General features: G+C 71.7%; 9 protein-coding genes. 5 read left to right on the top strand and 4 right to left on the bottom strand.

The genetic code is table 11. The features are described from left to right. From D7V77_RS33770 to D7V77_RS33760, 3 genes are all read left to right on the top strand, one after another. Positions 1 to 3,411, top strand: a 3,411-nt coding sequence (locus D7V77_RS33770) for a translocation/assembly module TamB domain-containing protein (protein WP_147452246.1), incomplete at its 5' end; no start/stop codon positions are given. Between the two features lie 14 nt (positions 3,412 to 3,425). Further along, positions 3,426 to 6,494 (top strand): POTRA domain-containing protein, encoded by a 3,069-nt coding sequence (locus D7V77_RS33765; protein WP_120580389.1) that lies wholly within the window; start codon positions 3,426 to 3,428, stop codon positions 6,492 to 6,494. A gap of 16 nt (positions 6,495 to 6,510) precedes the next feature. Then, a complete protein-coding gene (locus tag D7V77_RS33760; protein WP_120580388.1) occupies positions 6,511 to 7,041 on the top strand; it encodes a hypothetical protein in 531 nt (176 codons plus the stop codon). A gap of 10 nt (positions 7,042 to 7,051) precedes the next feature. On the opposite strand, the gene D7V77_RS33755 is transcribed toward D7V77_RS33760, so the two are convergent. The 3 genes from D7V77_RS33755 to D7V77_RS33745 are packed head-to-tail and all read right to left on the bottom strand — an operon-like array spanning position 7,052 to position 10,186. Continuing rightward, a complete protein-coding gene (locus D7V77_RS33755) occupies positions 7,052 to 8,173 on the bottom strand; it encodes an Ig domain-containing protein (RefSeq protein ID WP_120580387.1) in 1,122 nt (373 codons plus the stop codon). Continuing rightward, complete coding sequence (locus D7V77_RS33750) at positions 8,170 to 8,922, bottom strand: hypothetical protein (protein WP_120580386.1); 753 nt, start codon at positions 8,920 to 8,922, stop codon at positions 8,170 to 8,172. Before D7V77_RS33750 ends, D7V77_RS33755 begins: the two co-directional genes overlap by 4 nt. 7 nt (positions 8,923 to 8,929) lie before the next feature. Continuing rightward, positions 8,930 to 10,186 (bottom strand): hypothetical protein, encoded by a 1,257-nt coding sequence (locus D7V77_RS33745; RefSeq protein WP_120580385.1) that lies wholly within the window; start codon positions 10,184 to 10,186, stop codon positions 8,930 to 8,932. 129 nt (positions 10,187 to 10,315) lie between these two features. On the opposite strand from D7V77_RS33745, the gene D7V77_RS33740 reads away from it, so the two are divergent. Both D7V77_RS33740 and D7V77_RS33735 read left to right on the top strand, forming a co-directional pair. After that, a complete protein-coding gene (locus tag D7V77_RS33740; RefSeq protein ID WP_120580384.1) occupies positions 10,316 to 10,945 on the top strand; it encodes an RNA polymerase sigma factor in 630 nt (209 codons plus the stop codon). Continuing rightward, on the top strand, positions 10,942 to 11,691 hold the full coding sequence (locus D7V77_RS33735) for an anti-sigma factor (RefSeq protein ID WP_120580383.1): 750 nt from the start codon (positions 10,942 to 10,944) through the stop codon (positions 11,689 to 11,691). The genes D7V77_RS33740 and D7V77_RS33735 overlap by 4 nt, the downstream gene beginning before the upstream one ends. A gap of 106 nt (positions 11,692 to 11,797) precedes the next feature. Here the strand turns inward: D7V77_RS33735 and D7V77_RS33730 are convergent, their stop codons facing one another. Further along, on the bottom strand, positions 11,798 to 13,723 hold the full coding sequence (locus D7V77_RS33730) for a S8 family serine peptidase (RefSeq protein WP_120580382.1): 1,926 nt from the start codon (positions 13,721 to 13,723) through the stop codon (positions 11,798 to 11,800). Positions 13,724 to 13,889: the final 166 nt, after the last annotated feature.

The following is a 13,889-nucleotide window of genomic DNA, read 5'->3' as shown; positions in this document are numbered from 1 at the left end:
GTGGAGCACTGGGGCGTGATGGAGCTGGAGGTGGGCGCGCGGCGGGGCCTGGTGCGCCTGGGCGCGGGCGGCGGCGAGCTGACGCTGGGGCAGCTGGGCTTCACCGGCGCGTTGGATCCGGACGAAGGGCTGCTGGACGTGGAGCGCGCGGAGGTGACGCTCGACGACATCACCGCCACGGTGTCCGGCCGCGTGGAGACGCTGTGTCATCCGGTGCTCGCGCTGGACGCGCAGGTGTTCCTGCCGCTGCGCACGCTGTCGCAGGCGAAGCTGTTGCCGCGTCCGGCCACCGGGCATTTGTGGACGCGCCTGTCCATCACCGGGAAGCCTTCCGCGCTCGCGGTGGGCGCGGACCTGTCCGCGAGCAACCTGGCCTATGAGCAGTACGGTCCGGTGAGCCTCAACGCGCGCCTGTCGTACGCAGGGGACCGCGTGCGCGTGGAGTCGCTGGAGGCCCCGCTGGGCTCCGGCAAGGTGAAGCTGTCAGGCGCGTTGAAGCTCACGCCGGAGCTGCCCGTGGACGTGACGCTCCAGACGGAGGACGCATCCTTCGGGCGCATCCTGGAGCGCGCGGGCGTGGCGGGCTCCTGGGTGGACTTCCCCGCGACGGCGAACGCGCACCTCACCGGGACGCTGCTGCCCCGGCCGTCGTTGTCCGGGCCGTTGGACCTGCGCAGCGGCCGCTTCGTGCTGGCCACGCGCGCGTTCGACGCGCCGGTCAGCGCGGGCAAGACGCTGCTCACCTTCGAGCGGGGCCGCGCGCAGACGGCCGTGAAGCTGTCGGGGGACCGCGTGTCCTTCAGCCGCCTCACGGTGGAGTCCGGCTGCTCGCGCGTGCACGGCGACGTGACGCTCTACTTCGACACCGCGCGCGGCCTGGACATCCAGGGCAACGGCGAGCTGGAGCTGTCGGACTTCGGCCACATCGCGGAGTTGCCGTGGTCCGGGAAGGGCTCCGCGAACTACTCCATCGTGGGGCCGTACTCGGACGTGAAGGTGGACGCGAGCCTGTCCCTGCGCGACTTCACCTTCTGGGGCTTCGGCCTGGGCGTGACGCAGGCGAAGCTGTCGTACTCGAACGGGCTGCTGTCCTTCCCGTCGCTCACCGGCCAGAAGGGGCGCACGCAGTACTTCGGCAACGCGAAGCTCACCTTCGCGCGCCTGCTGCACCTGCGCCTGGATGTGACGGTGCCGCAGGGCCGCACCGAGGACCTGGTGGACCTGGTGGCGGGCCTGAGTCCGTCCATCGCCGTGGTGCAGGGCCAGTTCGCGGGCGCGGCTTCCGGGCGCGTCGAAATCGACAGTCCCCTGGAGAAGCTGGAGGGACTGGTGGCCTTCGACCTGCGCGACACCACGTACCTGGGCCGCCGGCTGGGCGCGGGCTCCGCGCGGCTGCGCTTCGTGGACGGCAAGGAGATGGTGCTGGAGCGCACCGTGCTGGACGGCCGGCTGGGGCGCACCTGGGTGGAGGGCTCGTTCGGCTTCACCGCGGGCGCGCTGGACTACCGCTTCGGCGGAGAGAACCTGTCGCTCGCGGAGGCCGTGGGGCAGGAGACCGCGGAGGAGATGGGCATCCAGGGAACGCTCGCGCTCGCGGGCACCGTGGCGGGCTCGGCGGACAAGCCCGACATCCAGGCCACGCTGAAGGGCCCGCGCATCACCTTCGCGTCGCGCGACCTGGGCGCCATGGACCTCGCGCTGCGCCAGGAGGGCAAGCAGCTGCGCATCACCGGCCGCCCGTTCCGCGACGCGCAGGGCTACCTGAACATGACGGTGAAGGAGCCCTACCTCTTCGACTCCACCGTCGACCTGCTGCTGCCTGAAATCAGGCCGCTGCTGCCGCAGGTGCCGGCGTTGGCGGGCGTCACCGGCATGCTCGCGGGGCGCGTGACGCTGCAGGGCCCGCTGTTGCAGCCGGAGGGCTACACGGTGGGGGCGACCGTGCGGGAGCTGTCGCTCGCGCGGGGCGACCTGCGCGGCCGCAACCAGGGACCCATCGTGCTGACGTACATCAACAACCGGCTGGACGTGCAGCCCTTCCGCTTCAGCGGCGCGTCGGTGGACTTCACGTTGGGCGGCTGGATGAGCCGGCGCGCCATCAACATGAGCCTGCGCGAGGGGCGCATGGACGTGCGGCTCCTGGAGCCGCTGTTGCCCGGCATGGAGCGCGTGGGCGGCCAGCTGCGCGTGGACGCGGAGGCCACCGGATCGATGGACGCACCATCGGTGGTGGGCACCGCGGAGCTGTCCGACGTGCGCCTGTCCATGCGCGACCTGCCGCTCACCGTGCGCGGCATGTCCGGCCGCCTGGAGATGACGGGCCAGCGCGTGCTGCTGGAGCACCTGCAGGCCCAGGTCAACGAAGGCCAGGTGTCCGCGCGCGGCGACATCCGGCTGGAGCGCTTCGTGCCCAAGCGGCTGGCGCTGACGCTGCAACTGGATGCCGTGCCGTACCGGATGACGGAGGACCTGCCGCTCACCGTGTCCGGCCTGTTGCAGGTGGTGGGTCCGCCCACGGGGCCCACCGTCACGGGTGGGCTGGACATCATCAAGCTGCGCTACCAGAAGCCGCTCGACATCGAAGCGCTGCTCAAGACGATGCAGAAGAAGCCGAACCTCGCCGTGGGCGGAGGGGGCGAGCGCGCGAGGGACCCCTTCTTCACCTGGGACGTCAACGTGCACTTCGGCGACGTGCGCGTGGACAACAACCTGGCGAAGGCCCGGCTGCTGGGCGACGTGCGGCTGACCGGCACGGACGTGAAGCCAGGGCTCCTGGGCCGCGTGGAGGCGGCCGAGGGCAGCCAGGCGTTCTTCCGCAACAACCTCTTCACCATCGACCAGGGGCAGCTGGAGTTCCGCGACGCGTCCGGCATCGACCCGGTGTTCGAGGTCCAGGCGCAGACGTCGGTGCGCGAGTTCGTGGTGAAGCTGCATGCGTTCGGCCGGCCGGCCAACCCGCTGGTCGTGCTGTCCTCGGAGCCGGTGCTCACGGAGGGTGACATCCTGTCGCTGCTGACACTGGGTGTGACGAGCGCGGACAAGGACACGGCCGCGTCGGCGAGCTACGGTCTGGCGGCGGAGGCCCTCTTCAACGTGTCAGGACTGGACCGGCAGGTGCGCCGGTTCCTGCCCAGCAACCCCGTTCTCAGGGACTTGTCCCTGCAGATCTCCACCACCTACAACGACGCCACCCGGCAAGCGGAGCCGACCGCACAACTTGAGTCGAAGTTCCTGTCCGAGCAGCTTAAAATCGGGATGACCCAGCCAGTGAGTGGGCGAGGCACCCGGGCACGCGCTGAGTACCGCTTCGACGACCGTCTTTCCGCACAGGCCCAGTGGGACAACGAGAACAGCCAGGCGTCGTTCGGAAACCTCGGGCTCGAGCTGAAGCTGGGCTGGGAGGTCGAGTAGCCGCGCTGGCCGCGGTGGTGCTCCTCGTGTGCGCGCTGCCGGCCTTCGCCGCGCCCGTGGGCCACGACGATGACGCTCCGGATGTGGTGGCCGTGGAGCTGCACCTGCCGGAGGGCATGGCCCCGGACGGGCTTTCGGGCCTCGTCACCCTGCGCAAGGGACAGGCGCTGACGCCGGGCGCGGTGCGCAAGTCGGTGGAGCAGCTGTTCGCCACGGGTCGCTTCGCGGACGTGGTGGCGTTCACGCAGGAGGTGCCGGGGGGCGTGCGGCTGGTGTTCAAGCTCACGCCGCTGCCGCTGCTGTCGCACGTGGCGGTGCGGGGCAACCAGGTCCTCACGTCCGGGGAGCTGCTGGAGGCGAGTGGGCTGCTCCAGGGCGGGCCGTTGGATCCGGAGGAACTGGACACCGCGGCGGACGCCGTGCGCGAGGCCTACCAGCGCAAGGGCTACGACGCCGTCGACATCCAGGTGGAGGAGCGGCCGGTGCCCGCGGGCGGCGTGGCGGTGACGCTGGTGGTGGCGGAGGGCAAGCCCACCCGTGTGCGCCAGGTGACCTTCTCCGGCAGCCCCGCGCTGCCGCTGCCGCGCCTGGTGGAGGCGCTGGGGATGAAGCCTGGAGAGGTCTTCGACCGGGCGAAGCTGGACGGTGGCCTGGAGCGGCTGCGCGTGCTCCTGCGCGAGGGCCAGCACTGGCGGGCCTGGGTGGGCACGCCCACCGTCGTCGTGGAGGACAGCGAGGCGTCCGTGGCGGTGCCGGTGTCCGCGGGGCCCGCGTTCCACCTGCGCTTCACGGGCAACCGCCGCTTCCCGGACTCGTTGCTGGCGCGCGTGGTGGCCTACGACGGCGAGGAGGCGATGGACGAGACCGTGGCGGCGCGGCTCGCGCGGCGGCTGGAGGCGTTCTACCGGCGGCGCGGCTTCCACGACGCGCGCGTGCGGTCGCTGGAGGTCATCCGGCCGGACGGCGAAGCGGCGGTGCTGGGCTTCCAGGTGGACGAGGGCGCTCCGCTGCGCGTGACGGACGTGCGCTTCCACGGCAACGCGGCGCTGTCCTCCGACGTGCTTCGCTCCATGCTCACCAACCAGGTGGCGGCGCTGGAGACGTGGCCGGAGCTGGACCTGCCCATGCGCGAGGACCCGCTGGAGACGGAGGGCCGCGATCGCCGCAACGACACGCGCGTGATGTCTCCGCCAGACCCGTCCACGGTCTACGTGGAGGACACGTGGCTGGAGGCCGCGGACGCGATGACGACGGCCTACCGCGAGCAGGGCTTCGCGTCCGCGCAGGTGACCTTCCGGGGCCTCACGCTGGACCGGGTCCATCACACGGCGGACGCGGACTTCGACGTGGAGGAGGGGCCCCAGGCGTTGATCCGCGCGCCCATCTTCCTGGGCATCCCGCTGGAGGTGGATCCCGTCTGGGTGAACCTGCTCCTGCCCGTGGGGACGCCGCTGAGCTTCGAGAAGGTCGACCAGGCGCAGGCCGCGCTGGAGCGGGGACTGGGCCGCGAGGGCTATCTCTTCGCGCACGTGAGCAACTCGGTATCGGTGGAGGAGAACGGCACCTCCGCGCAGGTGACCTACCGCACGGACGCGGGGCCTCGCGTGCGCGTGGGGCAGGTGCTGCTCCAGGGGCTGACGCGCTCGGATCCGGACGTGGTGCTGGCGCAGCTGGACCTGAAGCCCGGCGCCCCGCTGTCGGTGGAGGCCTTGGCGGAGGCGCAGCGCCGGCTGTCGCGGCTGGGGCTGTTCCGCCAGGCGGAGGTGTCGCTGGCGGACCCCAACCGCCGCGAGGCTTCCAAGGACGTGCTGGTGACGGTGCAGGAGCGCCCGCGCATCGACGGCGAGGTGTCTGGCGGCTACTTCCTGGTGGACGGTCCTCGCATCACGCTGGACACGGCGTGGCGCAACCTGGATGGCCGGGGGCTCAACCTCCTGGCTCGCGGCAAGGTGAACTACGCGGGCGCGAGCGCGGAGGCGCTGTCGTCCTCGCGGCTTCCGGCCGGGTGCTCCACGGGAGAGCTGTCCGGCGAGGTGTGTACCTCCGACCTGGATGGCTTCAGCGGCCTGGGCGGGCGCGGCAACCTGGCGCTGTCCCAGCCCCGGCTGTCCTTCCTGGCGCCGCAGGAGATTGGCGCGCGGTTGGACCTGATTGGCGAGCGCGTGCACCGGCCGTCGTACCTGTCCACGCGGTTCGCGGCGGTGCTGGGCGCGGACTGGGCGCTGGCGTCGTGGGTGAACGTGTCGCTCCAGTACGAACTGGAGAACAACCGGCTGCGCTCGCGCGGAGGCGTGCTGGAGCTCATCAACCGCGCGGACCAGGAGCGCCTGCGCTACCCGTACGGCGACTTCGCGCTGCACTCGCTGCGCCCGTCCATGACGTTGGACTTCCGCGACGACCCGGCGAACCCGCGGCGCGGCATGGTGCTCAGCAGCAGCGTGGAGTTCATGCGCGGCATCAGCGTCCACCCCACGGACGTCGCGGGCAACCGCGTGCCGGAGTTCCCCATCGACGGCGTGAAGCTGTCCGGCAGCGTGAGCGCGTACGCGCCGCTGGGCCGCCGCGCGAGCGTGGCGGTGAGCGCGCGCGCGGGCACCATCGTGCCGCTGACGCAGGGGGCGCAGAACATCGGGTCCAAGCTGTTCTACCTGGGCGGCTCCTCCAGCCTCCGGGGCTTCCGCGAGGACGGCGTGCTGCCGCAGGACGTGCGCGAGGTGCTGCACCAGCGGCTGGCCGCGTGCCGCGCCGTGATTTCCCCCGCGGGCTGCCCGGACGACCTGAAGGCGGTGCTCGCCGGACAGGTGCCCGCGAGCCAGGGCGGCGAGCTCTTCACGCTGGCCAAGGCGGAGCTGCGCGTGCCGGCCATCGCCTCGGTGGACCTGGGGCTCTTCTTCGAAGCGGGCAACCTGTGGCAGGACCGCACGCTGTTCGACCCGGGCGTGCTGCGCTACGCGGCGGGCGTGGGCCTGCGCTACGTGACGCCCGTGGGGCCGCTGGCCTTCGACGTGGGCTTCAACCTGGACCGCGACGAAGCGCTCAACGAGGCGCCCACGCAGTTCCACTTCAGCATCGGGACGTTCTGACCGGAGGCCCTTGCCCATGCGAACCCGCCGTGCGCGCCGTGAAGTGGCCTGGGGCCTGGGCCTGCTGGGATTGTTCGCGCTCGCGTGTCAGCACGGACCGGACACGGCCCAGAAGGCGCCGCGTCCCGCGTGGATGCCGCCGGAGGGCACCTGTCCTCGCGGCGCGCAGCTCCAGATGGAGCGGCTGGGGCTGAAGGTAGGGGACCGCATCCCCGTCATCGTGGACAGCATCCAGGACCACCCGGGTCCGGCCCGGTACAACTACAGCTTCGTCATCGCGCTGCCGCAGGCGGAAGGGGAGGCGAAGCTGCCGGGAGCGCGCATCGGCGGGCGGCTCTACGTGACGAAGCACCGCGTGTTCGGCCGGTACGATCGCATCTTCACCCCGGAGAGCGGCGCCACGTCCGTGCCCTTCTGCGGCGTGCTGCTGGACACGCGCTGGGACCGGGACGGCGAAGGGCTCATCGCGTATCCCAGCCCCATGAAGGGCTTCTCCGTGGTGCAGGACAACACGGGCGTCATCCAGGTGGTGGACCGCTACCCGTGAGGCCCGCGCGTCAGTCGACGTGCAGGGTGTAGGACCGCTCGTCGGAGAAGAGCAGGTCCCCCACGCCGAGCCGGAAGGTGAAGTCGCCCTGGGTCGTGGGCTTGCCGGAGAGGATGCCGTCCTTCGTGTCCAGGAGGATGCCGGGTGGCAGTGCTCCGCTCTTCACGCTCCAGTTGCCCGTGCCGCTGGCGCGCACGGTGTAGCTGTAGTCGGAGCCCACGCGGCCCATGGGCACGGCCTTCGACAGCAGGGTGACGGTGCCGGGAGCGCTCGTGACGGTGATGGAGAGCGTGCTGGTGGTGGACTGGGGCGGGGTGTCGCTGTCCGTCACGACCACCGCGAACGTCCTCTTCCCGGACTGGGCCGGGGTGCCGGTGATGAGGCCGTTCGACGCGAGCGTCAGCCCCGACGGCAGCGCCTGTTCTGGCTCGAGGGCGAAGGTGTATGGCCCCTTGCCTCCCGTGGCGGAGACGCGCTCGGTATAGGCGCGATTGATGAGGGCGTCCGCCAGCGGCTCCGGCCCCGCGACCCGCAGCAGCGGACGGACGCGCAGGGTGAGGCTTCCGCTGGCGCGCTTCGTCGGGGTGCTCAGGTCGGTCACCTGCACCGGGAGGACCTGCTCCCCCGCCTGCGTGGGCGCGCCGGTGACGCGGCCCTCGGTGTCGAGCAGGATGCCCGCGGGAAGCGGGCCGGTGGCCTCGAACGTGTACGGCGGGGTGCCGCCCCGCGCCTGGAGCTGGCCTGAATAGGGAGTGGACTCGACAGCCTCCGTCAGGAGGGACTCCAGCGCGAGCGCGGCGGGGCCCGCGTCATTGCTTCCCGCGTCTGTTTGCCCCGCGTCCGGTTCCCCCGCGTCCGTCGCGCCGGCATCCCCGGCGCCCGCGTCCGACTCCGTGCCTCCATCCTGCTCCGTGCCCGCGTCCGGAGGGTCCACGGGCTTGGGGTCGTCGTCGCAGGAACCCCCCTCGCCACAGGCCGGCAGACAGCGGTTCTCCGAAGTGAGGCACGACGTGCCGGAGGGGCAGCCGCCGGCCGTGTCGCATATGGCGAAGCGCGACAGGTCCGGTGCGAACGTGCACGCCCCCATCGTGAGGACGAAGGCACCCGTCAGCGCGGCGAACAGTTTCCTCACGGCAGCTCCCAGATGAAGGACACCGTTCCACCGACGCCGAGCAGCGCGCCCGCGCCCAGCAGCACGTTGGACGTCCGCGCCTGGCGGCGGCCCGTTTCCAGCTGCGCCGTGATGCAGTCCGCGAACGCCTCGCCGGCCGTGGCGCAATCACCGCCGTTCTTCGACAGCTTCGACTCCGTGCGCCGTGCCGCCAGCCCGAAGCCCACGCCCGCGAGGAGCGCCGCGCCGCCCACGCCCCACAACACCTTGGGCAGCACGCGCGAGCCCTGGGGCTCCCGCGCCGCCTGCGTCGTCACCAGGGGCGACCACACCTGTTCAATCGCCTGCCGCGCCCGCGCGTCCGCTTCGCCCGGCATCGTGGCCGGGGCCTCGAACTGCGCTCGCGTCTCCGGGCCCCGCGAGTCCGTCACCGTGAGCGCCACGCTGCGCTTGCCTCCCACGCCCAGCGCCACGCCCCGCACCAGCCTGCGCACGCCCAGCGCCGAGGCCTGCGCGCTCCGGCACGCCGCGTCGCCACACGCCGTCAGCGCCGCGCCAGACCCACGCAGCCGCGCCACCGTGTCCTCGCGCGACTCCAGGCACGCCTCCGGCAACGCGGCCACCGCGCGCCGCGTGGCGTCCTCCAGTTCACGCGCGTCCGCGGACGGCAGGGCCAACCTTTCGAAGGGCATGAGCACCACGCGCGTGTTCGCGTCGCACGGCGCTGACACGCGCAGCAGCATCAACAGCAGGGATGCGGGCAGGCTCATGGCAGGCTCAGGGCACCAGCACGGCGTCGGCTTCGTCCGACGACGGCGTGATGCCGAGGCTTGCCATGTAGCCCCGGTAGAAGCGCGGCCCGAAGGGCACGGAGAAGAGCTTGTCGCGCATAACGTCCTGCACTGCGCCCCGGGCCGCCACGCTGGCGTCGTGCCAGGGCAGGCCGCCCGCGTCCACCACCTCCGACGCGCGGCTGATGGCGAACGGCGCCTCCCGGCCGCTGCCGCGCAGGTAGTAACCGCGCCCCAAGGGCAGGGCCACCACCAGCGGACGCTCGCGCTCCTTGTGCAGCTCCACCACGCGGATGCCGCGCGAGTCCTCCACCCACAGCCGGCCCGCCAGTCCCGTGGGCACCATCAGGTAGCCCAGCGACGCGGCGTCCCCCAGGTCCGTCAGCGCGAACGCGCGGTTCAGCGCGGGCGGCTGGATGAACACGTTCGGCTGGCCCCGCACGTCGTCCGTGCCCTGGCTCGCGGCGGCCACGAAGGCCCGCAGCTCCGCGTAGTCCACCTTGCCGTCCCCGTTGACGTCCCCCGCGCCCGACAGCGCCGAGCGCACCATGTGACTGAAGACGCCCGAGCGGATGGCGCTCCACTCCTGGCTCTCCTGCTCCGAGGCCGTGGACAGCACCACGCCCACCTGCGGGAAGCGCGCCAGCTCGCGGTTGCCCAGGATCCCCTTCACAGCATCCACGTACGCGGGGCCCACCGGCAGCGCGCCGCGCGAGTGCACGAAGAAGTACGAATCACACGCGTCCACGATGAGCTGCAGGAAGGACGCCTTGCTGGGCGCGACCACGCGCTCGTACAGCTCCGTGCGCGTCAGCGGCCCGTCCAGCAGGCTCACGGAGCCTTCGCCCGCGGCGCCGCGCTTGCCATGGCCTACGAACACGAAGGTCAGCACGGGCATGGCGCCCTTCGCCCGGTCCTCCGCCATGCGGGTGTTCAGGCGGGCGAGCGCGGCCCCCAGCGCGGGGTGCGTGGGCGGGCGCGTCTTCGCGGCGAGCCCCGGGTGCAGGGCCTGCGTCTCCGCGTCCAGCACGCTCAGCAGCACCACCTCGCGCGAGCGGGGCGCGAACAGTTCGTAGTACCGGGCGCCGTCATCGTCCGCGTAGCGCAAGGGCGCCTGGGATGGCTCGGTGCCCGTGTTGCTGGCCACGATGAGGGCGTAGTGCACCTGCTCCGGCGTCGCGCTCGCGGCGCTCCCCGCCAGGAGTAGGAGAACACCCAGGACCAGCGGCCTGTGAGAGGACATATGCATCAGGGGTTTGCGCGATGCGCTGTGCGAAAGGATGCCACGGGGCGCAACCGACAATCCACTCGGCGCCGCTCGCGACAACATACGGATGACGGGACCATAACGGTCGCGGTAAGCCCCTGAGGGATGGAGTGGGATGACGACACGCTGCGCCGCTTTCGCGAAGGCACCCCAGCGGTGCTGGCGGAGGTGTATCGCGCGCACGCGGAGCCGCTCGCTCGTCTGCTCAAGGCGGCCGCATGGCGGGGAGCCTTCACCCGTCTAAGGAACGCGATGGAGCTGGAGAACACGCTGTTGGAGACCTTCGCGCGCGCCTTCGAGCCGCGCACGCGCGCTGCCTACAACGGCACGCGTCCCTATGCCCACTTCCTGATGGGCATCGCGCGCAACGTGCTGCTGGAGCAGTCGCGCGAGCGCGAGCTGGTGGGCCGCGACGAGGCCTTCGAAGGGCTCACCGAAGCCTCCTCCGACGAGGGCGGGCTGGACGAGCTGTTGGAGGACCGCGAGGTGGAGGCGCTGCTCGCGGCGTTCAAGGGCGGCCTGTCACGTGAAGAGCAACAGCTGTTCGAGCTGCGCTTCAGCGAGGGCCTGCCCCAGGAGGAGGCCGCCACGGCGTTGGGCCTCACGCGCATCCAGGTGCGGCGGCGTGAGTTCGGGGTGAAGTCCCGGTTGCTGGGGTTCCTCCAGTCGAAGGGGTACCTCCAGGACCTGGAGACGCAGGGCTGGAGCTTCTTCAAGCGCCGGGGTGCGCGATGAGTGGGTGTGACGACCGCCGGGCGAAGCAGGCCATGGCCGCGCTCTTCGACAAGGGCCGCGACGGGCTGGACGCGGACGGCTTCGAGCGCCTGCGCGCGCACCTGGCCACCTGTCCCGACTGTCAGGAGACGTACACGCGGCTGTCGCGAGTGGAGTCGGTGCTGGAGCAGCGGGCGCTGCCCCGGAGCAGGAGCGCGCTCCTGGAACAGGCGTTGTTCGCCAGGCTTCAGCCCGCCCCCGCGCGCAGGAAGTGGTTCGCGTCCCCGCTCTTCATGCCCCTGGCGCTGAGCGCCGCCGCCGCGACCGTGGCGCTGGTCGTCGTGACGCCGTCGATGGATCGCTCCGGGCAGGACGTGCCGGAGTGGCAGGCGCGTTCGTCCGCTCCAGGCGAAGGGGCCTGGGGCGTGCGCGCCTTCTGCATCTCGCCCGAGGGCACGGTGCTGGCGGAGGCCCGGCCCGGTGGGACGCTGACGTGCGCGGAGGGCAACGCGGTGCAGTTCAGCTACACCGCGCCGGAGCGCGTGCGCCTGTCGCTGGAGGGGCTGCCGAAGGAAGGCGAGCCGCTGCGCTTCTTCCCGAGCGAGGGCCGGGCCCCGGAGGTCGCCGCGGGCGTGGATGTCACGCTGCCCTTCAGCACGCCCGTGCAGGGTGGGTGGCTGACGGGCCCCGTGCCCGTGCGCGCGCACTTCACCGACGCGCAGGGCCGCACCGTCGCGGACACGCAGGTCACGCTCAAGCCGCGCTGATCCGTCTCCGCGTCACCTCATCCAACCCCACGAACGAACAACCCCCCTCCCGTGCAGGCACGGGAGAGGGGCGGGGACTGCCGTACCTTGTGGGGTCCGTGAGTGACTACGGACGCGGGACACGGCGATCCACTTCCGCGGTGCCGGTGTACTGCGTGGCCACGTTCAGGGAGCCCTTGAGCTGAACGCGCCACGTGCCGGCGGGTGGGTTCGAAATGGTGACGGCCTCACCGGTGGAGGTGCCCTCGGCGCTGGTCGCGACGAGCTCCCCGTTGGGGCCAAAGACATACAGGTCCAGGTCGTAGGCCGGGTTGCCCCAGGCCGTCTTGATGCGCAGGGCGTTGGCTCCCGCGGGCACGGTGAGCGAGTGCTCGTGCTGCGCGGCCCTCAGGGACAGATCCAGGATGGGAAGGTTGATGCTCGTCTTCACCGTGCCCGTCCAGGAGGGCAGGGCGGTGGTCTGCGTGGTGTAGCGGATGCCCACGGCGTCATTCACGAGCTTCGTCGCCGCGTACACGTCCGCGTAGCCCGCGCCCACCTCCCACGTCTCCAGCTGGCGCGTGTTGCCCGCCGCGTCCTTCGTGTACATGGGCCGCGCGGTGGCCTGCACCGCCGCGAGCACGCCATCCATGTCGAGGGCGGGGTTCACCTCCAAGAGCAGCGCGGCGACGCCGGCCATGTGCGGCGCGGCCATGGAGGTGCCGGAGCTGGCCGCGTAGAACGGCTCCGGGTGCAGCAGGTCCAGCCCCAGGTACGGCTGCATGATGGCGCCGGTGAGCGCGCGCGCCGCCACGATGTTCACGCCCGGCAGCGTGATGTCCGGGTGGTGGAGCGCATCGCCCGGGATGCCCCGGCTGGAGAAGGACGCCAGCTCGCCCGGCGCGTCCTGGCTGAGCAGCGGGTTGGTGGCCGCGGTGGTGTCACGCGACGTGCCGGCCGCGACGGAGATGGCGCACGGCGAGGCGCTGTACGGGTTGAGCGTGTCGGGGTCGGAGCCCTCGTTGCCCGCCGCGAACACCACCACCATGCCCAGGTCGTAGGCGCGCTTCGTCGCGATGGAGATGGGGTCGAGCGGCGCGAAGTGGCTGCCGCTGGTGCCCCACGAGTTGGAGATGACGCGCACGTTGTGCGTCTCGCGGACGTCGGGGTCCATGAGGAAGTCGAAGCCTTCCAGCGCGAACAGGATGCTCAGCGCGTCGCCGGTGCCCACGCCCAGCAGCTTCGCTCCGGGGGCCACGCCCTGGTGCCTTCCACCGGAGCGCGCGCCCGAGCCGGCGATGATGCTGGCGCAGTGCGTGCCGTGGCCGCTGGTCAGGTCGCTGTTGGGCGTGTCCACGTACAGCGCGCCGCCAATGCCCAGGTCCAGCGGGGACGCGACGACCTTCACGTTGCGCGCCACGTTGGGGAAGTCGCCGTGCGTGCCGTCCAGGCCGGAGTCGATGACGCCCACGCCGATGCCCGCGCCCGTCGTCTCATACGCGGTGCGCGCGGTGTCCGCGTGGATGTACGGCACGCTGGTGTCCAGGAAGTACTGGAGCGGTTTGTCCTCGTAGATGGACAGCAGGCCCAGCGGCTGGAGCTCCTGGCGCAACGTGGCGATGAGCTTCGGCGTCACCGGGACCTTCAGCGCCACCATGGGCAACGACTTGAGCGCCAGGACGTTGCCCAGGCCCAGCCCCTGCGTCAGCCCGCCCAGCGTGCGCGTGAGGCCGCCCAGCACGGCGTCCAGGTTGAGCACGCCGCCCGTCGCGTTCGCGGTGTTGAAGGACAGGATGAGCGTGCGCACCGAACCGTCCGTGTGCAGTGCCGGGTCCACCACCGCCTGGGCAAGCGCCGCCTGTGTCGCGCTGGACGCATAGAGCGCGTTGCAGGCGCTGGGCGTCGCGGCCGCGGCCGTGACGATGGACCGCGAGGACGACGCGACAGCGGGTGCCCCTTCCGCCTTCGAGCCCTCTTCCTGCGGGGGGCTCGCGCCACACCCCAGGACGGCGGCGGTGGCGGCGGCCCAGCCCAGCGACAGCAATCGCTTCATGTGGTGCGCTCCCCGGGTGTGTCGCGGCTTTTCAAAGTCCGCACAAAAGGGGTGTGTCGGGGGCGCGTTCCCGTGGATCCCCGCCGTACCGGATTGTTCTGTAGTGGCTGAATCCGTGAGCTGTCGGGGAAGGGGGTCTTTCCCACCCCTGTCGGTGACAGTGTCC

Origin of the sequence: Corallococcus sp. CA041A (genome assembly GCF_003612075.1) — a bacterium.
Taxonomy (GTDB): Bacteria; Myxococcota; Myxococcia; order Myxococcales; family Myxococcaceae; genus Corallococcus; species Corallococcus exiguus.
The sequence above is the reverse complement of the archived record's forward strand: the minus strand, read 5'-3'. Positions and strand labels throughout refer to the sequence as shown.

Bases quoted from the DNA above. Each gene is read 5' to 3' on its own strand.
- D7V77_RS33745 (WP_120580385.1), bottom strand. From the start codon at position 10,186: ATGTCCTCTCACAGGCCGCTGGTCCTGGGTGTTCTCCTACTCCTGGCG.
- D7V77_RS33750 (WP_120580386.1), bottom strand. From the start codon at position 8,922: ATGAGCCTGCCCGCATCCCTGCTGTTGATGCTGCTGCGCGTGTCAGCG.
- D7V77_RS33730 (WP_120580382.1), bottom strand. From the start codon at position 13,723: ATGAAGCGATTGCTGTCGCTGGGCTGGGCCGCCGCCACCGCCGCCGTC.
- D7V77_RS33740 (WP_120580384.1), top strand. From the start codon at position 10,316: ATGGAGTGGGATGACGACACGCTGCGCCGCTTTCGCGAAGGCACCCCA.
- D7V77_RS33760 (WP_120580388.1), top strand. From the start codon at position 6,511: ATGCGAACCCGCCGTGCGCGCCGTGAAGTGGCCTGGGGCCTGGGCCTG.
- D7V77_RS33735 (WP_120580383.1), top strand. From the start codon at position 10,942: ATGAGTGGGTGTGACGACCGCCGGGCGAAGCAGGCCATGGCCGCGCTC.